This is a genomic window from Aeromonas sp. FDAARGOS 1407 (assembly GCF_019048725.1).
GTDB classification, from domain to species: Bacteria; Pseudomonadota; Gammaproteobacteria; order Enterobacterales; family Aeromonadaceae; genus Aeromonas; species Aeromonas enteropelogenes.
Genome location: NZ_CP077399.1, coordinates 387,659 through 407,500, shown reverse-complemented (window position 1 = coordinate 407,500; position 19,842 = coordinate 387,659). Strand labels below are relative to the sequence as shown.

17 protein-coding genes, 7 tRNA genes and 2 rRNA genes (1 of these 26 running past the window's edge) are annotated in these 19,842 nt (G+C 58.2%); 12 read left to right on the top strand and 14 right to left on the bottom strand.

Going from position 1 to position 19,842, the window contains the following annotated elements:
• The 3 genes from I6L37_RS01975 to I6L37_RS01965 all read left to right on the top strand — a co-directional run.
• A 23S ribosomal RNA gene (locus I6L37_RS01975) occupies nt 1–316 on the top strand; it begins 2,573 nt to the left of the window's first position.
• 108 nt (nt 317–424) lie between these two features.
• Nucleotides 425–539: ribosomal RNA gene (gene rrf / locus I6L37_RS01970) — 5S ribosomal RNA — on the top strand.
• Nucleotides 540–636: 97 nt separating this feature from the next.
• A tRNA-Asp gene (locus I6L37_RS01965) sits at nt 637–713 on the top strand.
• 398 nt (nt 714–1,111) lie between these two features.
• Here the strand turns inward: I6L37_RS01965 and I6L37_RS01960 are convergent.
• Nucleotides 1,112–1,199, bottom strand: a tRNA-Ser gene (locus tag I6L37_RS01960).
• A gap of 196 nt (nt 1,200–1,395) precedes the next feature.
• On the opposite strand from I6L37_RS01960, the gene I6L37_RS01955 reads away from it, so the two are divergent.
• Nucleotides 1,396–2,145 carry a DsbA family protein gene (locus I6L37_RS01955; protein WP_216993148.1) on the top strand — a complete coding sequence of 250 codons (750 nt, stop codon included), beginning with the start codon at nt 1,396–1,398 and terminating at the stop codon, nt 2,143–2,145.
• Between the two features lie 281 nt (nt 2,146–2,426).
• Complete coding sequence (locus tag I6L37_RS01950) at nt 2,427–3,326, top strand: sulfite exporter TauE/SafE family protein (protein WP_026456441.1); 900 nt, start codon at nt 2,427–2,429, stop codon at nt 3,324–3,326.
• Here I6L37_RS01950 and I6L37_RS01945 read toward each other — a convergent pair.
• Together I6L37_RS01945 and hemL are read right to left on the bottom strand one after the other, a co-directional pair.
• Nucleotides 3,244–4,056 carry a hypothetical protein gene (locus I6L37_RS01945; RefSeq protein WP_216993147.1) on the bottom strand — a complete coding sequence of 271 codons (813 nt, stop codon included), beginning with the start codon at nt 4,054–4,056 and terminating at the stop codon, nt 3,244–3,246. The two genes, I6L37_RS01950 and I6L37_RS01945, sit on opposite strands and share 83 nt — an antisense overlap.
• A 181-nt stretch (nt 4,057–4,237) precedes the next feature.
• Nucleotides 4,238–5,524, bottom strand: coding sequence for a glutamate-1-semialdehyde 2,1-aminomutase (gene hemL, locus I6L37_RS01940; protein WP_216993146.1), 1,287 nt, complete (start codon nt 5,522–5,524; stop codon nt 4,238–4,240).
• A 241-nt stretch (nt 5,525–5,765) separates the two neighbouring features.
• Here hemL and clcA point away from each other — a divergent pair, with 241 nt between their 5' ends.
• The 3 genes from clcA (at nt 5,766) to erpA (ending at nt 8,381) form a co-directional block, all read left to right on the top strand.
• Entirely contained in the window at nt 5,766–7,157 is a 1,392-nt protein-coding gene (clcA, locus tag I6L37_RS01935) for a H(+)/Cl(-) exchange transporter ClcA (RefSeq protein WP_042026740.1), read from the top strand.
• Between the two features lie 87 nt (nt 7,158–7,244).
• Nucleotides 7,245–7,946 (top strand): DUF6776 family protein, encoded by a 702-nt coding sequence (locus I6L37_RS01930; protein WP_026456437.1) that lies wholly within the window; start codon nt 7,245–7,247, stop codon nt 7,944–7,946.
• Nucleotides 7,947–8,030: 84 nt separating this feature from the next.
• On the top strand, nt 8,031–8,381 hold the full coding sequence (gene erpA, locus I6L37_RS01925) for an iron-sulfur cluster insertion protein ErpA (RefSeq protein ID WP_026456436.1): 351 nt from the start codon (nt 8,031–8,033) through the stop codon (nt 8,379–8,381).
• A gap of 124 nt (nt 8,382–8,505) precedes the next feature.
• On the opposite strand, the gene nhaC is transcribed toward erpA, so the two are convergent.
• Nucleotides 8,506–9,915 carry a Na+/H+ antiporter NhaC gene (gene nhaC / locus I6L37_RS01920; protein ID WP_216993145.1) on the bottom strand — a complete coding sequence of 470 codons (1,410 nt, stop codon included), beginning with the start codon at nt 9,913–9,915 and terminating at the stop codon, nt 8,506–8,508.
• 300 nt (nt 9,916–10,215) lie between these two features.
• Between nhaC and I6L37_RS01915 the strand changes: the two genes are divergently transcribed.
• Nucleotides 10,216–10,425 (top strand): hypothetical protein, encoded by a 210-nt coding sequence (locus I6L37_RS01915; protein ID WP_216993144.1) that lies wholly within the window; start codon nt 10,216–10,218, stop codon nt 10,423–10,425.
• Here I6L37_RS01915 and I6L37_RS01910 read toward each other — a convergent pair.
• The 9 genes from I6L37_RS01910 to rsmC form a co-directional block, all read right to left on the bottom strand.
• On the bottom strand, nt 10,420–10,692 hold the full coding sequence (locus I6L37_RS01910) for a late competence development ComFB family protein (RefSeq protein ID WP_216993143.1): 273 nt from the start codon (nt 10,690–10,692) through the stop codon (nt 10,420–10,422). The genes I6L37_RS01915 and I6L37_RS01910 overlap by 6 nt on opposite strands.
• A 109-nt stretch (nt 10,693–10,801) precedes the next feature.
• Nucleotides 10,802–10,887 (bottom strand) — tRNA-Leu (locus tag I6L37_RS01905).
• Nucleotides 10,888–10,958: 71 nt separating this feature from the next.
• A tRNA-Leu gene (locus I6L37_RS01900) sits at nt 10,959–11,044 on the bottom strand.
• Nucleotides 11,045–11,090: 46 nt separating this feature from the next.
• Nucleotides 11,091–11,176: transfer RNA gene (locus I6L37_RS01895), tRNA-Leu, on the bottom strand.
• Between the two features lie 46 nt (nt 11,177–11,222).
• Nucleotides 11,223–11,308: transfer RNA gene (locus I6L37_RS01890), tRNA-Leu, on the bottom strand.
• A gap of 55 nt (nt 11,309–11,363) precedes the next feature.
• Nucleotides 11,364–11,449, bottom strand: a tRNA-Leu gene (locus tag I6L37_RS01885).
• Nucleotides 11,450–11,577: 128 nt separating this feature from the next.
• Nucleotides 11,578–13,038 carry a glycogen synthase GlgA gene (glgA, locus tag I6L37_RS01880; protein WP_216993142.1) on the bottom strand — a complete coding sequence of 487 codons (1,461 nt, stop codon included), beginning with the start codon at nt 13,036–13,038 and terminating at the stop codon, nt 11,578–11,580.
• A complete protein-coding gene (gene glgC / locus I6L37_RS01875; RefSeq protein WP_201980801.1) occupies nt 13,028–14,245 on the bottom strand; it encodes a glucose-1-phosphate adenylyltransferase in 1,218 nt (405 codons plus the stop codon). The genes glgA and glgC overlap by 11 nt, the downstream gene beginning before the upstream one ends.
• 151 nt (nt 14,246–14,396) lie before the next feature.
• On the bottom strand, nt 14,397–15,446 hold the full coding sequence (gene rsmC / locus I6L37_RS01870; protein WP_216993141.1) for a 16S rRNA (guanine(1207)-N(2))-methyltransferase RsmC: 1,050 nt from the start codon (nt 15,444–15,446) through the stop codon (nt 14,397–14,399).
• Between the two features lie 280 nt (nt 15,447–15,726).
• Between rsmC and dapA the strand changes: the two genes are divergently transcribed.
• Nucleotides 15,727–16,599 (top strand): 4-hydroxy-tetrahydrodipicolinate synthase, encoded by an 873-nt coding sequence (gene dapA / locus I6L37_RS01865; RefSeq protein WP_042026733.1) that lies wholly within the window; start codon nt 15,727–15,729, stop codon nt 16,597–16,599.
• Nucleotides 16,600–16,673: 74 nt separating this feature from the next.
• Here dapA and I6L37_RS01860 read toward each other — a convergent pair whose 3' ends face one another.
• The gene (locus I6L37_RS01860) at nt 16,674–17,639 is read right to left on the bottom strand and encodes an inorganic triphosphatase (RefSeq protein ID WP_216993140.1); all 966 of its coding nucleotides are present in this window, start codon (nt 17,637–17,639) and stop codon (nt 16,674–16,676) included.
• A 169-nt stretch (nt 17,640–17,808) separates the two neighbouring features.
• On the opposite strand from I6L37_RS01860, the gene I6L37_RS01855 reads away from it, so the two are divergent.
• Together I6L37_RS01855 and I6L37_RS01850 are read left to right on the top strand one after the other, a co-directional pair.
• Nucleotides 17,809–18,489 carry a TIGR00153 family protein gene (locus I6L37_RS01855; RefSeq protein ID WP_026458279.1) on the top strand — a complete coding sequence of 227 codons (681 nt, stop codon included), beginning with the start codon at nt 17,809–17,811 and terminating at the stop codon, nt 18,487–18,489.
• 25 nt (nt 18,490–18,514) lie between these two features.
• Nucleotides 18,515–19,780 carry an inorganic phosphate transporter gene (locus tag I6L37_RS01850; RefSeq protein WP_042026730.1) on the top strand — a complete coding sequence of 422 codons (1,266 nt, stop codon included), beginning with the start codon at nt 18,515–18,517 and terminating at the stop codon, nt 19,778–19,780.
• Nucleotides 19,781–19,842 lie beyond the last annotated feature (62 nt).

Here is a 19,842-nt window from a genome sequence, read left to right as displayed (position 1 = left end):
AACGTCGTGAGACAGTTCGGTCCCTATCTGCCGTGGGCGTTGGATGATTGAAGGGAGTTGCTCCTAGTACGAGAGGACCGGAGTGAACGAACCTCTGGTGTTCGGGTTGTCACGCCAGTGGCACTGCCCGGTAGCTAAGTTCGGAATCGATAACCGCTGAAAGCATCTAAGCGGGAAGCGAGCCCTGAGATGAGTCATCCCTGACCCCTTGAGGGTCCTGAAGGGCCGTTGGAGACCACAACGTTGATAGGCGGGGTGTGTAAGTGCAGCGATGCATTGAGCTAACCCGTACTAATTACCCGTGAGGCTTAACCATACAACACCCAAGAAGTGTTCTGGGCCTTGTAGCGAATGAGCGAACTATGAATTCAGTGATAGCGACCAAGTCGTTATTCACGTCAGCTTTCTCAGATTGAAGAATTTGCCTGGCGGCCATAGCGCCGTGGAACCACCTGAACCCATGCCGAACTCAGAAGTGAAACGCGGTAGCGCCGATGGTAGTGTGGCATTCGCCATGCGAGAGTAGGACACTGCCAGGCACCCAATTAAACAGTGATGTGCAAAATCACGTTACTGGCTGCGAGGATGACACCTCAGAATAAGCAGCAAATGATTTAGCGAAAGCTAACCGAATGCGGAGCGGTAGTTCAGTCGGTTAGAATACCGGCCTGTCACGCCGGGGGTCGCGGGTTCGAGTCCCGTCCGCTCCGCCACTAACAAGAAGCCCAGTCGACAGACTGGGCTTTTTTTCGTTTTAAGGTTTGCCCGATAGGGAAGGCTTTTTGTTTTCTGCGTATTCTTTCGCCTTTTTATGGGCAGTTTTTCCTCTATCAATTTATCTTCTCCCGTTGCGGATCTATTTTCTCCAGCCTGGAACCGTCACGCTCGTGAGTAGTCTCTTCTCTTGCAGGGTTAGGTGAACAAAGCTTCTTCTCAGTGCTTTATCTACGTCAATGTCACAGTGTATCTAGGTAACGGAAATGGATTATTCGGAAGAGGATATGGGATGGGCATCAATGATGGGATATGCAGCCTGCTGCATGAGGCAAGGGAAATAGACGACATATACAAAAAAGCCCACGCAACCAAAATTGCATGGGCTTCGAATTGATGGCGGAGGAGGTGGGATTTGAACCCACGGATGGTCGCCCATCGCCGGTTTTCAAGACCGGTGCATTCAGCCGCTCTGCCACCCCTCCGCAGCAGTGCGGCGAATATTACCATGCTGTTTCTGCTTGTAAATCCCTGACTTGCCTGATCGCTGGTTAATTGCACGAAATCACGGCAAAAGGGATGAAAAGGGTGGGGTTATCGCATTTTTAGCCAGATAACTTGACTTGAATACAGACTCAACCACTATAGTGGCCACCATCATATCCTCTGCAAGATAATGTTATGACTATTAAAAATGCCCTGTTTTGCGCCCTGGCGGGCGTAACCCTGCTGGCGGCTCCGGCCCAGGCAAGCGAGTTGACCAAGACCGATGTCGAGCAAATCGTGCGTGACTATCTGGTCAAGAATCCGGAAATACTGGTTGAGATGTCCAATGCCCTGCGCGCCAAGCAGGAGCAGCAGCAAGCCGAGAGTGACAAGGCGCTTATCAAGGCTCATGCCAAGCAGCTCTATGGTAACAATGATCCCGAGATGGGTAATCCGAAAGGCTCGCTGACAGTGGTCGAGTTCTTCGACTATAACTGCGGCTACTGCAAGCGCGCCCACCCGCTGGTCAAACAGCTGATGGCGGAAGACAAGGATATCCGTTACATCTACAAGCAGTTCCCGATCCTGAGCGAAACCTCCTACTTTGCCGCACGCGCTGCACTGGCAGTCCAGTTGGGACAGCCAGACAAGTACCAGGCCTTCCATGAGAAGCTCTATGCGCACAAGGGACCGCTGGCCGATGAGGCACAGGTCAAACAGGTGGCTGAAGCGGCAGGCGTGAACTGGAGCAAGGTTGAGGCCAAGCTCAAGGATGGCAGCATCGATCAGAATCTGGGTACCAACCGGGCACTGGCGGAAGCGCTTGCCATTTCGGGCACCCCTGCCTTTATTATCGGTGATCAGATTCTGCGTGGTGCACCGCGGGATCTCGCGAGTCTGAAAGGCTTCATCAAGGATGTGCGTGAGGGCAAGAGCATTCAGTAAGCTCTGTTTGCACCTTCAGCCGTGATAGAAAAAGAGGGCCGGTATTGCTACCGGTCCTCTTTTTATTATGCCCATCGGAACAGGTGGTCGTCGCGAAAGGACCATAACAGCGTCCGACGGGATGGGCCTCTCGCCCCAGTAACAAGTATTAGCAGAGTCGTTCGACGTCTATCCGGGAATATTTGCTCCCACTGCCGCGTATTTGGGGGATTGCTTAATTCCAGTCAAGATTTTTCCTGCTGCCTGCCTTAGAATCGCCGCCCGTGGCAGGAGAAACCCATATGTTAGTTGAAATTTTACGGTTAATTTTTATAGTCGGCGGTCTGGCATACGTCATCATGCTGGTGCAGGCATGTTGGCGAATGAAGCGTAACGGGACGATCGAGCCCACCCCCTTCTGGCCCGTGGCGGCGATCGGGGGGATTGCCAATTTCCTCGATACTTTGGGGATTGGCAGCTTCGCGGTGAAGACGGCTTGCTACAAGCAGTTCAAGCTGATCGACGATCGTCTGTTGCCCGGCACCCTCAACAGTCAGTGTGTGTTGCCTGCGGTGACCCAATCACTCATCTTCATCGGCGCAGTGGCCGTCGACCCCCTGACCTTGCTCAGCATGATGGTCGCCGCTGCGGCAGGCGCCGCCTGGGGCGCGCGGCGGGTTGCCTCGTTTGATCGGCAAACCGTGCGGCTGGTGATGGCTATCTCTCTTCTCGTAGTCGCCGGATTCATCTTCGCCGGTCTCCTGGGCCTTTTCCCCGTGGGGGGAGAGGCGATGGGGTTGAGCGGCTACAAGCTGGTGATCGCTCTGCTCGGCAATTTCCTCTTCGGAGTACTGATGAATGTCGGTATCGGTCTGTTTGCACCCTGCATGACTCTCGTCTACCTGCTTGGCATGAACCCGCTGGCAGCGTTTCCCATCATGATGGGCTCTACCGCCGTACTGAGCGTCTTCTCGGCGGGTACCTTTATCCGCAAGGGGGCCTTTGATGCCAAGGCCGTGCTGGCGGTTGCCATCTTTGGCCCCATCGGGGTGGTGCTGGCGGCCATGCTGGTCAAGTCGATGGATGTGGAGATGCTGAAGTGGCTGGTCGCCTTCATCGTCATCTATACCTCCTGGACCATGTACGCCTCATGGCGGGCGGGTCGTCAACCTTCCCCACAACTGGTTGCGGACGCAAGCTAGCCTGCACCAGGGCGGCCTCGGCTCTGGCCCCGAGAAAAACATAAAGCCCGAGTGCCAGCAGCAGACCCACGGCACATCCCATCACGCCGACCGCAGGCCAGAGCAGCTCGCTCTGGCCCAGCGAGCCCTTGAACAGCAGCAGTAGTCCCTCGATGGAGACCGCGATCAGGATGGCGGCGATGAAGCGGGTAATGGTGCGGCGAATGGCGCTGTGGCGAAAGATGTCCTTATGCAGCAGCACCTCCTCTTCCAGAATAGTTTTGCCGAGATCGAACACCGCCAGCGCCAGGGTCAGGAAGATGATGGCGCTGAAGGCGCCAAGCCGATTCTGCCGGGTGCCGCACAACAGCAGATAAAGCTGCTCCAATCCGTGCCAGATGAGGGTGGCGACGATCAGGAACAGGGCCGCACTCAATACCACGTAGACACCCTTGAACCAGGGAATGGCGCGCCGCCGCCCACCATCGCCCATCAACCAGGCGATAAGCTGGTGCAGGCAGACGGTGACTGCCCGTCCCTGACCACGGATGACCAGATGCAGCCGGTCGGATTCGGCAGGAGAGGGTGGCAGGATCCCGGCTGCCCCCTTCCATTGTTCGATGCTGACGATGAAGGAGTAGCGTTTGAGCGAGGCGAGCGGGGTTTCGAGCAATCCCTGCAGCAGAGGATGCAGTTCGTCGCCGAACTCCTGATAGCGTCGCAACACGTCGATGGGGCTCATCTCTGCCATGGGAACCTCGTTTGCATGGGGCCTGAGCTGGATGTGCAAATTGTGGGCCTGCTTTATGACAGGGATAGGAGAGGGAATTGCACCAGAAGGCGGCAGGAGAGGGGCGGGTCAGGAAGGATTGCACCGCAAAGGTGAAGAATAAAAAAGGGCCCTCGTGGGCCCTTTTTGTATCGGCAGGGGATTAACCGGCCAGCTTGGCGAAGCAGCGATCGGCGGCTGCCAGGGTGTGTGCTATCTCCTTGTCGCCGTGAGCCAGCGACAGGAAGCCAGCCTCGTAGGCGCTCGGCGCCAGATAGACGCCTTCTTCAAGCATGAGATGGTAGAAGCGCTTGAAGCGCTCCATGTCGCAGCGGGTTACCTGCTCGTAGCGGGTGATCTCGGGCTCGTCGGTGAAGAAGAAGCCGAACATGCCGCCGACATAGTTGATGGCGAGCGGGATGCCGTGTTTGGCAGCTGCGGCTTTGAGCCCCTCGGCCACCTGGGCGGTTTTGGCGCTCAGCTGATCATACAGACTCGGCTCCAGCAGCAGATCCAGCATGGCCAGGCCGGCGGCCATGGCCACCGGGTTGCCGGAGAGGGTGCCCGCCTGATAGACGGGGCCGGTCGGGGCGATGTGCTGCATCACCTTCTTCTTGCCACCGAAGGCCCCCACCGGCATGCCGGCACCGATGATCTTGCCGAGGGTGGTCAGATCTGGGTCAATGTTGTAGTGCCCCTGGGCGCCGCGCAGGGAGACGCGAAAACCGGTCATCACCTCGTCCAGGATCAGCAGGGCGCCGAACTCGTCACAAATGGCGCGCAGCCCTTCCAGGAAGCCGGGGACCGGCGGAATGCAATTCATATTGCCAGCCACCGGCTCGACGATGATGCAGGCGATCTCGCTGCCGTACTGGGTGAAGGCCTCGCGCACCGAGTCCAGATCGTTATAGACACAGGTGAGAGTGTGCTTGGCGAAGTCGGCCGGCACGCCCGGGCTGTTGGGTTGGCCCAGGGTCAGGGCGCCGGAGCCGGCCTTGACCAGCAGGGAGTCGGCGTGGCCGTGGTAGCAGCCTTCGAATTTGACGATCTTGTCGCGACCGGTGTAGCCGCGGGCCAGCCGGATGGCGCTCATGGTTGCCTCGGTGCCGGAGTTGACCATCCGCACCTGCTCCATGGAGGGGACGATCCGGCGTACCTTCTCGGCCATCAGCACTTCGATCTCGGTGGGGGCGCCGTAGCTCAGCCCTTTCTCGACGGCCTTGATGACGGCAGCCTTGATGGCCGGGTGGTTGTGACCCAGCAGCATGGGGCCCCAGGAACCGATGTAATCCACGTAGGCCTGGCCATCCACGTCATAGAGGTAGGCGCCATCGGCGTGATCGATGAAGCGGGGTGTGCCGCCGACCCCATTGAAGGCGCGGACCGGTGAGTTGACGCCGCCCGGAATGGTCTGGCGGGCCTGTTCAAACAGCTGATCTGATTTTGACATGGATCATCCTTAATGGGATTTTGGTCGTCACACAGGGGAAAGCAGCCGATTGAGACTCGGCAGGTTGTGGCATGAGGAGTATGCTTTGCGCTCTCGCCACCCGGACTCTCGGTCTGCACCCGTGACAAAATTAACGGGCCGACTATAGCAGAAAGCCCCAGCCCTGGGCAGCCGAGCAATGCGCCGGGTGATCCTGATCTCAGCTCGCTGACGATGTCGTTTTTCAAGTTGGTGTAACAAGATGGCGCAACAAGCTCTCTCCTCTTCTGAACCGGATGCAGCTCCTCGGGGAGCCGTCTCTCGAATCATCCGGCAAGACAAGATCCCCTTGCTGGTACTGCTGCTTGCAGCCTTGGTCGGTACCCTGGCGGGGCTGGTATGCGGCCTTTTTGAATCTGGGGTGCATTGGCTGGTCGGGCAACGCCTGGATCTGCTGGCCGATCGCCCATGGTGGCAGCTGGGGCTGCTTGGATTCGGGTTCAGCGCCCTGCTGGGGCTGGTCGGTTACTTTCTTACCCATGCCTTTGCCCCCGAGGCGGGCGGCTCCGGCATTCCCGAAATCGAAGGGGCGATGGACGATCTGCGCCCGGTGCGCTGGTGGCGGGTGTTGCCGGTCAAGTTCTTCGGCGGCATCTGTACCCTGAGCTCTGGCATGGTGCTGGGACGTGAGGGGCCGTCGGTCCAGATTGGCGGCAACCTTGGCAAGATGGTGGCGGATATCTTCCGGCTGCCCAAGGAGCATGGCCATGCTCTGCTGGCCGCCGGGGCGGCTGGCGGCCTTGCCGCCGCCTTCAATGCGCCGCTGGCTGGGATCCTGTTCGTGATGGAGGAGATGCGGCCGCAGTTTCGCTACTCCTTCCTGGCCATCAAGGCGGTGGGGATCTCTGCCATCATGGCCACCCTGATGCTGCAAAACATGAAGGGGCAAGCCCCCGTCATCAGTCTACCGCACTATGATGCCCCGGCACTGAAGGCACTCTGGCTGTTCCTCTTCATGGGGGGCATGTTCGGGGTGCTCGGCTTTGTCTTCAATAAACTGGTGCTGGCCTGTCAGGATGGCTATCTGGCGCTGCACCAGAACAAACGTCACCGCTTTGTCGCCATTGGCATGCTGGTGGCTGGCACCTTTGGCGTCTTGTCGTTGTTTGCTCCGGCTGTCACGGGGGGCGGTACCGAACTGATCCCCCACCTGATGGGAGGGGAATATGCGATGGCTACCCTGTTCCTCATCTTCTCGGTGCGACTGGTGGCGACCCTGATCTGCTTCTGCTCCGGCGCCCCTGGTGGGGTATTTGCCCCTACCCTGGCCCTCGGCACTCTCTTTGGCGTGGTGTTCGGCCATCTTTTTCACTCCGCGTTTCCGGATCTTGGCATCGAGCCCGGCGCTTTCGCCATCGCGGGCATGGGGGCGCTGTTTGCCGCCACAGTGCGTGCGCCCATCACCGGCATAGTGCTGGTGACAGAGATGACTGACAACTATCAGCTGATCCTGCCCATGATGATCACGACCGTCGGCGCGACCCTGGTGGCGCAGGGATTGGGTGGTCGCCCCATCTATTCCCAGATCCTGGAGCGAACTTTACGGCTCGCCGCGCGTCAAAAGCGGGGAGAGAGCGGCGCCACCACCAGTTAACTCCTTGTATATCATCGCGGTTCAGCTTGGGTCGCGTATAGTGAAGGGAAGGTGGCAGCCGTATGGCGTGGTAACAGAAGAGGCCCTATGTCCCAGATATTGAAGTTGTTGGCGGTGCTGATCGTGGGGGCGCTCATCGGATATTTTGTCGGTAACCGACAAGAGTTGGCACAGAGCAGTCTGCTAGTGGTGCAGCAGGAGACGCTGGATCGCCAAGGCAAGGCCATCGGTCAGCTCAAGACCGAGCTGGGCGTGAAGGATACCCAGCTGGCGACCCAGAAGGCCGCCTTCGAGCAGTTGCAGACCACCCTGAAGAGCCAGGAGGCTCAAGTACAGGAGCTCAAGCGCCAGTTGGCGTTTTTCGAGCGGATCATGCGCCCCACCGGTGAACAGGTCGGGGTGGTGATCGATAACCTCACCCTGCAGGAGACCAGCATTCCCGGTCGTTATCACTATCGTCTGGCCCTGACGCAGCCTGCCAAGAAGCGCGAGCTGTTTCGCGGTCAGGTGCAGATCCGGGTCGAAGGCAGCCAGGGTGACAAGCCCAGAGTGCTGACCGGACGGGATCTGGGGATGAAGGTGAGCGAATGGCGCTATGCCCTGCGTTATTTCCAGCTGCTTGAGGGGAATTGGCAGTTGCCCGAAGGGTTCGTGCCGGACCGGATCCGGGTCACTATCAACAAGGATGGCCGGCAGCCGGCGCAGGAGTTGCTGGTGGAGTGGGGCGAAGTGATCAAACCGCTGGTCGCGGCGCCACCGGCTCCTGTGCCCGCCACCGGACAAGAGTAGTGGTGAATACTTGAACTGAATGGTCGGGTATTGGATAATTTCGCGGTTTCCATGTTTGTGGATCTAATGGTTGTGAGGTCAGTGATGAGTGCAGTAGCAGAAGCCCCGTTGCCAATCCAGATGACGGATGCGGCAGCCAACAAGGTGAAGACCCTGATCACCGAAGAAGAAAATCCGGAGCTCAAGCTGCGGGTATACATCACGGGTGGGGGCTGCTCTGGTTTCCAGTATGGTTTTACCTTTGATGAGAAGATCAACGATGGCGACACCGTGGTCGAGAAGAACGGCGTTACCATGGTGATCGATCCCATGAGCCTGCAATATCTGGTGGGCGGCAGTGTGGATTACACCGAGGGTCTGGAAGGTTCGCGTTTCACCGTGACCAACCCCAACGCCACGACGACCTGTGGCTGTGGTTCCAGCTTCTCCATCTGACCACGAATCCGGTTCGATGCAACGGCTCTCGGCAACGAGGGCCGTTTTTGTTGGTTGAGTGGTAATAACGATAAAGGCGCCGCAAGGGCGCCTTTATCCTGTTCAAAGTGCTGGGTTTACACAGTTAGCGGGAGCTGGCCGCCTCGACCAGCGGTACCCGATTCACAGCCTTGCCCAGATAGGCGAGGGTGATGGTCACTATGATGCAGGTGAAGCTGAGCCACATGTAGGGCAGGTAATCGAGGGTAGCCACCCCCAGTACCCCGGCCATGAAGATGCCGTTGTCGCTCCAGGGCACCATGCCGCAGGTGAGGGTGCCGCCAAACTCGGCGTTGCGGGAGAGGTTCTTGCGCGCCAGTCCCAGCCGGTCGTAGTTCTTGGCCATGATCTTGGGGGTCAGGATCAGCGACACATACATGGCGGAGCCGAACACGTTGGCCAGGAAGGCGGTGCCTATGGTGTGGCTAGTCAGGCTGCCGGCACCGTTGATGCGCTTCTCGAAGGCGCTGGCGATCACTTCCAGAATGCCGACCTTCTCCAGCAGGCCACCGAAACCCAGACCGAAGATGATGACGGCCACCGAGCCCAGCATGGATTCCATACCGCCACGGCCCAGGATGTTGTCGATGAAATCGACACCGGAGGTGATGGCAAACGGGCTGTAGGCGGAGTGCATCGCCTTGACCGGATCCATGTCCTGGAAAACGATGGCCCACACCAGGCCCAACAGGGCGCCGAAGCTGATCACCGGGAAGGCGGGCTTGCGGTTGGCCAGGAGGCCCAGCACCAGCACCACCGGAATGATGGCCAGCGGGGTGATGTTGAACTGCTTGTCGAGCGCTTCCATCACCAGGTTGACCTGCTCCAGGCTCACATTGCCCGAGTACTGCATGCCGACCACGGTAAACAAGGCGGCGGTGATGATGTAGGAGAACAGGCTGATGGGCAGCATCCCCTTGATGTGTTCCATCACGTCGACGTTGGACATGGTGGAGGCCAGTACCACGGAGTCGGAGAGCGGGGAGAGCTTGTCACCGAAGTAGACGCCGGAGAGCACGGCACCGGCCACTAGAGGTGCCGGAACACCCAGGCTGTGGCCTATGCCCATCATGGCAATACCGGCGGTGGCGGCGGAGCCCCAGGAAGTGCCGGTGGCCAGCGAGGTGAGGGAGCAGATGATCAGGGTCGCCAGCAGGAAGATGGAGGGGTGTATCACCTTGAGGCCGAAGTAGATGATGCTGGGCACTATGCCACCTGCGATCCAGGTGCCGACCAGGGCACCGACGGAAACCAGGATCAGAATGGCCCCCATCCCCTTGGAGACGCCGTCGACGGCAGCCTGTTCCAGGGATTTGTAATCATGGCCGAGCTTGATGCCCAGCCCCATGATGACGAACCAGGCGATGAACAGGGCCAGCTGGATCGGCAGGTCGAGCACGCTGGTAAAGGAGAAGGCCAGGGCCAGGAAAATGGCCAGGCAGGCAAATACTTGCAGCATGCTCGGCAGTCGGATTTGGTTGTGTTGGTTTTGCATAGATACTTCCTAAACTCTTGCTCGCCAAGGTCGGTCCCTCTCGTCCTGTGGATATTTGTATCCCGAGGGGCCAACCCAAAAAGAGGCCGCAATCTATCACAATCCGGGGGGAGAAAATCCCAACTGAATTGGCAAAAACACAAGATTGATTGAAAAAATCACAATTTAGTTGATCTCATAACCCATTTTTGAGCGCCCTGTTGGCAAGGTGAGCGACATTCGAAGCTCGTTTGAAATGGCTTGCGCCATCAATAAATGAAGATGATAATTATTATCAATTGTGGGGCAAGGAGAGAAGAGATGCGCTGGGGGTTGAGAGGGGTCCTGTTACTGGCCGCGTTGGCTGTGCTTTATTGGGGGTACGGGAAGGAGTATGGCTTCTGGAGTCTTGGTTTTGTGCTGGCGGCCTGGGTGATGCTCGAACCCAGGTTGAAGCCTGCGTTGATCTTGCTGCCAGTGGCCGGGGCGGCGGGGGCCGTCACCCTGCTCTGGCAGCAGCCATGGCTATGATTGCTTGGTGGGGGTCTGCTTGATGGTCTGCTGGGCCAGCTTGAGGGACTCGATGACCTGTTTCTCCATCTCGGCCCGCTTGGCGTCAGTCAGGAAGTAGATCATATCGACATCGTGGCGAATGTAGTGGGCAGGCAGCTGGTTGAGGGTGAGGCAGCAGAGATCGGCCATCTGATCGCTGCTCAGGGTCTGTTGCAGTCCCTGCTTCTCAATCTCCTTGAGCATCAGGTGTTCGTAGAAATTGTGAATATCGGTATCCAGTATCATAACGGTTCCTTGGCATGGCGATAGGCGGGGAATCGTCAAAAGCATAGTCATAACAAGGGGTAAAAACAAAAGGCCCGTCACTTTCGTGATGGGCCTTTTGCGTAATGAATGGTGCGAAGAGAGGGACTCGAACCCTCACATCCGTGGGACACTAACACCTGAAGCTAGCGCGTCTACCAATTCCGCCACCTTCGCACACTGATTTTTTCCATCTGGTTTTTACATGCGGATGGAGCGCATCGTTCTGTTTTTACATGTCAGAGTCATGGTGCGAAGAGAGGGACTCGAACCCTCACACCCGGGGGGCACTAACACCTGAAGCTAGCGCGTCTACCAATTCCGCCACCTTCGCACATCGGGTTATCAGTCTGGATTTACATGCTGTCTGATAAAAAGCATGGTGCGAAGAGAGGGACTCGAACCCTCACACCCGGGGGGCACTAACACCTGAAGCTAGCGCGTCTACCAATTCCGCCACCTTCGCACATCGGGTTATCAGTCTGGATTTACATGCTGTCTGATAAAAAGCATGGTGCGAAGAGAGGGACTCGAACCCTCACACCCGGGGGGCACTAACACCTGAAGCTAGCGCGTCTACCAATTCCGCCACCTTCGCACATCGGGTTATCAGTCTGAATTTACATGCCGCCTGATAAGAGCATGTTGCAGTATGGTGCGAAGAGAGGGACTCGAACCCTCACATCCGTGGGACACTAACACCTGAAGCTAGCGCGTCTACCAATTCCGCCACCTTCGCATCACTGCGGAGGGGGATTCTATAGAGTTTTGGGGGAGCGTCAACAGCCAGAGGGGACTTTTTTCACTGTTGGCGCTCAAAGCCATGCCAAAGGGACAAAACTTCAGCAATTCGCCGACGCCGATGGCTCAGTGGCGTCCAAGGGCACTCTGGTACATCTGTTCATACTGGGTCACCGAGTCGGCCCAGTTGAAGCGGGTGCTCATGGCATTGCGCTGCACTTTGGCGAAACGTGCCTTGTCCTGCAGGAAGTAGAGCAGGCTGCGGCGCATGGTATCGAGCAGGATGGCCGCCGTAGGATCGTTGAAGCAAAAGCCGGTGGCATGCTCGGGATTGGCATCCCAGTCCACCACAGTATCTTTCAGGCCACCCACGGCACGTACCAGCGGCAGGGTGCCATAGGCCAGGCTGTACATCTGGTTGAGGCCACAGGGTTCGAACAGGGAGGGCATCAGGAAGAAGTCGGCACCCGCTTCCACCAGATGGGCCAGCCTGTCGTCATAGGCGTTGATGAAGGCCAGCTTGTCTGCATGCTGTTGGGCCATGGTCTGCAACTGGGCCGCGAGAACGGGATCGCCGGAACCTACGATCACCACCTGTACCTGATGGTGGAGGAACTTCTCCAGCGCCGGGATCAGCAGTGGCACACCCTTTTGTTCGGTCAGGCGACACACCATGCCATAAATGGGCAAGTCCGAGACGGGCAGGCCCACCTCCTGTTGCAGGCGCTGCTTGCAGATCCCTTTGCCGGCGAGATTGTCGATGCTGTATGTAGCAGGCAACAGCTCGTCGAATTCGGGATCCCAATCCTTGTAATCACAGCCATTGAGGATGCCGCACAGATCGGCCGCCCGTTGCTGGAAGATGTGGGCCATGCCGTGGGCCCCCAGATGGGTGAGCAGCTCCTGGGCATAGTTGGGGCTGACCGCATTGATCTTGTCGGCGTAGAGCACTCCGCATTTGAGCAGGTTGACGTGACCATAGTCGTAGTTGATGCGGCGTTCGTAATCGGCAATCTCGGGGATAGCCCAGAACTGCTCGCGACCGAAACCTCCCTGAAACGCCGCATTGTGAATGCTGATCACGCTGCGGGTATGCTGGAAGAAGGGGTTGTGGGCATGTCGGGTCTTCAGCAGCAGCGGCAGCAGACCTGTGTGCCAGTCGTTGCAGTGGGCGATATCGGGGGCAAAACCGATTTGTTCACAGGCATGCAGGGCGGCCGCAGACAAAAAAGCAAAGCGCTCGCCATTGTCGCCATAGGCCTGATTGTTTTCGGCGTAGAGCTGGGGGCGATCGAAGTACTGCGGGCAGTCGAGCAGATAGACACAGACACCGTCCAGATCCATCTGATAGATGCGATAGCCGATATCCGGCAGACCCGGATGGGTTGGCAACCAGCGGGAGGCCAGCAGTCTGGCCTCATCCCGCCGTTTTATGGTCTTGTAGAAGGGCAGTATGATCCGGACATCATGCCCCTTCTGGGCCAGGTACATGGGCAGGGCTCTGGCAACATCGGCCAGGCCCCCGGTCTTGACCAGCCCCTCAACTTCCGAGGCAACAAACAGGATTTTCAGTGGGTTAATAGCCAACTCTTGCTCCCTTAGGTACCACGACGATACCGCCTTCGGATACGGTGAATCGCTCTCTGTCGTGGTCGAGATTTTCACCGATAACGGTGCCGGGTGCAATTTCAACGTTTTTGTCGATGATGGCGCGCCGGATGGAGCAACCTTCTCCTATCTTCACATCCCCCAGCAGGACGGATTCACTGATATGGCTGCATGGGCCTATGTTGCAACGAAATCCCAGGATGGAGCGCTGGATTTGGCTGCCCTGAATGAAGCAGCCAGCGGAGATCAGTGAGTTGGCGATCTTGACCTTGCACTCTTCGCTGTCGATGAAGGTGGCGGGCGGCAGGGCTGGATAGTGGGTATGCAGCGGCCACTTGCGGTTATAGAGGGAGAAGGGGGGATTGTCAGCCACCAGATCCATGTGCGCCTGCCAGTAGGAGTCGAGGGTTCCTACGTCACGCCAGTAGACATCCGGCTTCTCGCCCGGGATGAGATTGGTGCTGTAATCGTAGACATAGACGGGGGCGCGCGGGTAAAGGTTGGGGATCACATCCTTGCCAAAATCATGGCTGGAGTTCTCTTCAGTGGCATCCCGTTTGAGCTCACGGCAGAGGGTCTCGGTCTCGAAGATATAGTTGCCCATGGAGACCAGCGCCTGGGTGGGATCGCCGGGAATGGGTTTGGGATGCTTGGGCTTTTCCTGAAAACCTATCATGCGCCCCTCGGTATCCACCTCGATCACCCCGAAGGCGCTGGCCTCCTCAATGGGCATTCGCAGGGCGGCGACCGTCATGGCAGCGGCTTTCTGCTTGTGGAAAGCGACCATCTGGCTCACATCCATCTTGTAGATGTGATCGGATCCGAAGATGCAGACATGGTCCGGTTCGGCGCGCTCGATAAACCCCAGGTTCTGGTAGATGGCATCGGCGGTACCGTCGTACCAGCGTTTGCCCATCCGCATCTGGGCTGGAATGGGGTCGATGAAACGGTCGGTGATACCGACGATGTTCCAGCCTTTCTTCATGTGCAAGTAGAGGGATTGGGACTTGAACTGGGTCAGGACGTAGATGCGCAGGAAATCGGCATTGACGAAGTTGTTGAGGACAAAGTCGATCAGCCGGTAACTCCCGCCAAACGGGACAGCGGGCTTGCTGCGGGTAGTGGTGAGGGGCTGCAGGCGGGTTCCTTCGCCGCCAGCCAGGATCATGGTCAAAATGCCGGCCATCGTATGTCTCTCCCTGAATAAACAAGATGAAAAGGTTTTCAATTTGTTTCAAAAAAACACCCCTTAAGGGGTGTTTTTTGTTTCCATTCAAGTACCTTATCAGATCCCGTGCGACGCTCTCTAGCGCTTTCGGGACAAGACTTACACTTATTTACACTTTGCTCAGATAGACCTTGAATTTGGCATCGCTACGCACTGTTTCGGTCTGCTTGAAGTGCGTATCCAGTATAGGCTGGTATCGCAGGAAGGCGTTGGCCACTATGGTCAGGCTGCCATGAGGACGCAGATATTCTGGCGCCTTGGCGAGAAACGTCTCGGTAGCGGCGTAGAAGGTCTTGAGCCCGGCATGAAACGGGGGGTTTGAGACGATCCGGTCAAACTTGCCGCTGATGTCGGAGTAGACATCGGAAGCATGCACCTTGCCCTGCAGGCCGTTGATGGCCAGGGTACGGCGGCTCGATTCCAGTGCCAAGGCATTGATGTCAACCATGGTGACCTCAAGGCCGGGATTGCGCTTGGCCAGCACCGAGCCTATCACCCCGGCACCGCAGCCAAAATCGAGCAGCTCGCCGCCCATGGGGGGCAGGGTCGCCAGCAGCATCTGGCTGCCCAGATCCAGTCCGTCCGCACTGAACACACCCGGCAGGGCCATCACAGTCAATTCGGTGTCACCCGCCTTGCACTCATAACGGCTGAACCAGGCATCCAGCTCGAACGGGGCAACCGGCTTGCTGAGCTCTCCGTGATAGAGGGAACAGCGACGGGCCGAATCGCGCTTGAGCGGCTTCTCGCCATAGGGGGCCAGCAGTTTGTCGGCCCCATTGATGCCGCCGCGGTTCTCGCCGGCGAGAAACAGGTCGGCACCGGCCTCCAGCAGCGGTGTCATCATGGCCAGCAGATACTGGGCCTCGGCCTTGGCCTTGGGCATCAGCAGCAGTAGGGCATCGAAGCGGGGAGCACCGCCCAGCTGGTGGTCGAACAGGATGGCATCCTTGAGCGCGCTTTGCTGGCTGCGGTAGTAGCAGTAATCCGTGGTGAAGACGGTCAGGGAGTCGGCCAGAGTGGCCAGCTGGCGGGGATAGTCATCCTCCAGGGCGCCGCACACCAGTAGCCGCTTGCCGACAAAGAGGGCTTGGTTTCGTTCCAGCATCTGGCTGACGGCACTATTTTTATGGCTGATGGCTCCAGCAGGGCTGCTCATCGGTTCTCTCCACGCAATTTTGGGCGGCCATTATACATAGCCGGTTTCGCCTTGACATTTTTGCCGTGTTCCCGAAATATGCCCAGACACCATTTTTTGACCAGAGATGATGAAATGCGGTTCAACGAGTTGAAACGAAAGCATAAAAAAAGCCTGAAATCCGGGCCTGCCGACGTTCGCGCGTAACCTCTCATCCCTGAGAACATTCAAACCCCGGTTGCGCACATCGTACCGGGGTTTTTTATTGCCATATGCGTGCCATTTAGGAGAAGGAGATCCCATGTTTCAAGGTTCAATCGTTGCTCTGATTACCCCGTTTCGACAGGGCAAGCTGGATGAAGAGGCGCTACTGCGTCTGGTGGAGTGGCATGTCGAGCAGGGTACCCATGGCATAGTGCCGGTCGGGACCACAGGCGAGAGCCCGACCCTGACTCACGACGAGCACTGCCGGGTGGTGGAGCTGGTGGTCAAGCAGGTGGCGGGGCGCATTCCGGTGATCGCCGGGGCCGGTTCCAACAATCCGGTCGAAGCGATCGAGTACACCCTCCATGCCGAGCGGGTTGGGGCCGATGCGACCCTGCATGTGGCCGGTTATTACAACCGTCCCAATCAGGAGGGACTCTACCATCACTTCAAGGCAGTGCATGATGCCACCGCCAAGCCCATCATCGTCTATAACATCCCGCCCCGCGCCATCGTCGATGTGCAACCGGCGACTCTGGCTCGCCTGGCCGAACTGCCGCGCATCGCCGGGGTGAAGGATGCGACCGGCGATCTGGCCCGCCCATGGGTCGAGCGTCAGCTGATCAAAAAGCCTTTTGCCTGGCTCTCCGGTGAAGATGCTACCGCGGTGGCCTACAACATAGGTGGCGGTCAGGGCTGTATCTCGGTAACTGCCAACGTGGCGCCCAAGCTGGTGGCCGAGGTGCAGAATCTGGCGCTGGCCGGCAAGTGGCAGGAAGCGCGCGAGCTGCAGGACAGGCTGATCCCGCTTCATCAGGCCATGTTCGCCGAGCCTAGCCCAGCCGGTGCCAAGTACGCCGCCTCCCTGCTCGGTTTTTGCAGCGAAGAGTGCCGCTTGCCGGTGATGCCGCTCTCTGAGGCCACTCGTGAGCGCATTCGCAGTGCCATGCAGCAGCTGAACCTGCTGTAAGTTATCGCAAACAGTCAGAACAAAACGGGTGAGCCTTGGCTCACCCGTTTTGTTTACAGGGCCTCAAGAGAAAGTCAGCGGGCTGTTTGATGTAACCAGGCCGCAATGGCCAGTTGCAGCGCCACATAATCCGGATGAAGGAAGAGGGCTGACAAGTCGGCGGGCCAGTGGTCGTTTTGCCGCTCCTCTCTGGCAAGGTGCGCCTGAAGGCTTATGAGTTGGGGTTGCCATGGTGCCGTCACGCCGGTGGCGCGGCGCTCAATGAGGGCCACGCCTTCACACAAGGCGGTGAAGGCTTGTTGCTGCACCTCGTTATTTCCCCGGCTTTCCAGCCAGAGCTGCTCGTGATGTTGCCAGTGGCGCAACCCTTCGCCGATGGCGGCAGAGTCACTCATGGCTTTGTCGTCTGTCAGAGCTTGCCGTGCCAGCGGCTTGCCAAGCCCCGCCAGCTGATAGCCACGCTGCGCCTTGGACTGGGCGCCGAGGCGTACGCCGCCGAGCTTGGCAAGACGCCCGGCCAGAGCAAACAGCGCGGCCGTGTCGCCGGATTTCAATTCCAGTTCCAGCTCGTCGATCCGGCTGCTACCCAGGCTGCCGGCGATTTCCCCCTGATCCCAGGCCAGCTCGATCTCGGCCCCGTCGAAGGCGATCAGCCAGTGGCGGCGCAGGAAATCGGTACGGAATTGGGCGATCAGCTGCTGCTGGATACGGTCACGCTCGGCCAGGGTGGGCCAGATGTCGTCGGGAAAGGCGTTGAGGGTGGGCAGATCGTCGTCGATGGGCGCGTTGTATTCGGGTCTGGCGTGCAGTCCGCCCACGACCTGGCCGCGGCACTTGATGGTTTGTTCGGCAAATTCATCGCAGCGGCGGATCCGCAATCCCATCTCGAGGCGGCGCAGGGCCAGATCTGGGGTATCGAAATAGACGTTGCCAAGGCGCTGCTGCGATGCCTCTTTAATATCCAATGAATTCATAAGGTTGGATAAGGCGGGCGCGACGTCATTGGCGACGAAAAACTTTATCTCGATCTCAGTTTGCATAGTCATTCCAGGCTGGGAGGCAACTTTGGGGGGCAGGAATCGGGTCGCGAGGATATAATGCCCGCGAGACAACTAGATTAATTCGCGGTTTTATTGAGGGCGCAGTTCGGTTAACATGCGCGCCTCATAAAATCGTATCGAGTGTTTTTTCACCGACACAGGTTTGGCCATGCCAGTAAATACTATTTTGGGGCTTTTTGCCAAGTCCCCCATCAAGCCGCTGCAGAAGCATATCGTCAAGGTTCACGTGTGCTGCGAGCAGCTCATTCCCTTCTTTGACGCCGTAGCCGAAGACCGTTGGGAAGATGCCGAGAAGATCCGGCAGCAGATCTCCCAGCTGGAAAAAGAGGCGGATATCCTCAAGCGTGAAATCCGTCTGAAACTGCCTCGTGGCCTGTTCCTGCCGGTTGCACGTACCGACCTGCTGGAACTGTTGACTCAGCAAGACAAGATTGCCAACCGTGCCAAGGACATCTCCGGGCGCATGCTTGGTCGTCGCATGGAATTCCCGGCCGAAATGCGGACGGATTTCATGGCCTATCTCAAACGTTGTATTGATGCGACCGCTCAGGCCGAAAAAGCGATCGGGGAGCTCGACGAGCTGCTCGAGACCGGCTTCAAGGGACGGGAAGTTGAAATGGTTGCCGAGATGATCCATCAGCTGGATCTGATCGAGGACGATACAGACACCATGCAGATCGGTCTGCGCCAACAGCTGCAAGCAGTTGAGCAGAACTACAATCCGATCGATGTGATGTTCCTTTACAAGATCCTCGAATGGGTAGGTGACCTGGCAGATCAGGCCGAGCGTGTAGGCGCCCGTCTGGAATTGATGCTGGCTCGTTCGTAATCCACTGACTGAGTAAACACAACTAATGGACATTATCGCGAATTACGGCACCACTCTGGTGCTCGTGGCGGCCTTGTTCGGCTTCTTGATGGCCTGGGGTATTGGTGCGAACGACGTGGCCAATGCCATGGGGACATCGGTTGGTACCAAATCCCTGACCATTCGTCAGGCGATCATCATCGCCATGATCTTCGAATTTGCCGGTGCCTATCTGGCCGGTGGTGAAGTGACTGCCACCATCCGTAACGGCATCATCGACAGCAATGCCTTTGCCGATAGCCCGGATCTGCTGGTGCTCGGCATGATCGCCTCCCTGCTGGCGGCAGGCGCCTGGCTGATCCTGGCCTCCTACTTCGGCTGGCCCGTTTCCACCACCCACTCCATCATCGGCGCCATCGTCGGCTTTGCCGTGGTGAGCATTGGCCCGGAGGCGGTACAGTGGAGCAAGTTTGGTGGCATCGTCGGCTCCTGGGTCGTGACTCCGGCCCTTTCCGGCGTCATCGCCTACTTCATGTTTATCAGCGTGCAGAAGCTTATCTTCAACACCGATGATCCCCTGAACAACGCCAAGCGCTATGTGCCGTTTTACATGTTCCTGACCTCCCTGGTGATCTGCCTGGTGACCATCAAGAAGGGCTTGACCCACGTCGGTCTGCACCTGACCAATGGGGAAGGTGTCCTGCTCTCAGTGGTCATCTCCATTGCGGTAGCGATCGCGGGCTGGGTCTACATTCGTGGCCAGAAATACAACCCGCAGGATGACAGCAAGATGCACTTCGCCAACGTGGAGAAGGTATTCGGCATCCTGATGGTGATCACCGCCTGTGCCATGGCCTTTGCCCACGGCTCCAACGACGTGGCCAACGCCATCGGTCCCTTGTCTGCGGTGGCTTCCATCGTGGCTTCCGGTGGCGAGATCGCCAGCCAGGCTTCCATCGCCTGGTGGATCCTGCCGCTCGGCGGCATCGGTATCGTGATCGGTCTGGCGACCATGGGCGAGAAGGTGATGGCGACTGTCGGTACCGGCATCACTCACCTGACCCCGAGCCGTGGTTTCGCCGCCCAGCTGGCGACCGCCGCGACCGTGGTGATCGCCTCCGGTACCGGTCTGCCCATCTCCACTACCCAGACTCTGGTGGGTGCCGTCATGGGTGTGGGTCTGGCGCGCGGTATCGCGGCGCTGAACCTGGGCGTACTGCGCAACATCGTGGTCTCCTGGGTCATCACCCTGCCGGCAGGCGCCATCCTGGCCATCGCCATCTTCTACGTGCTGCAGGCCTTCTTCTCTTAAGGAGCAGACTGCCAGCAAAAAGCCCGAGTCATCGACTCGGGCTTTTTTATTGCGCCATGGCT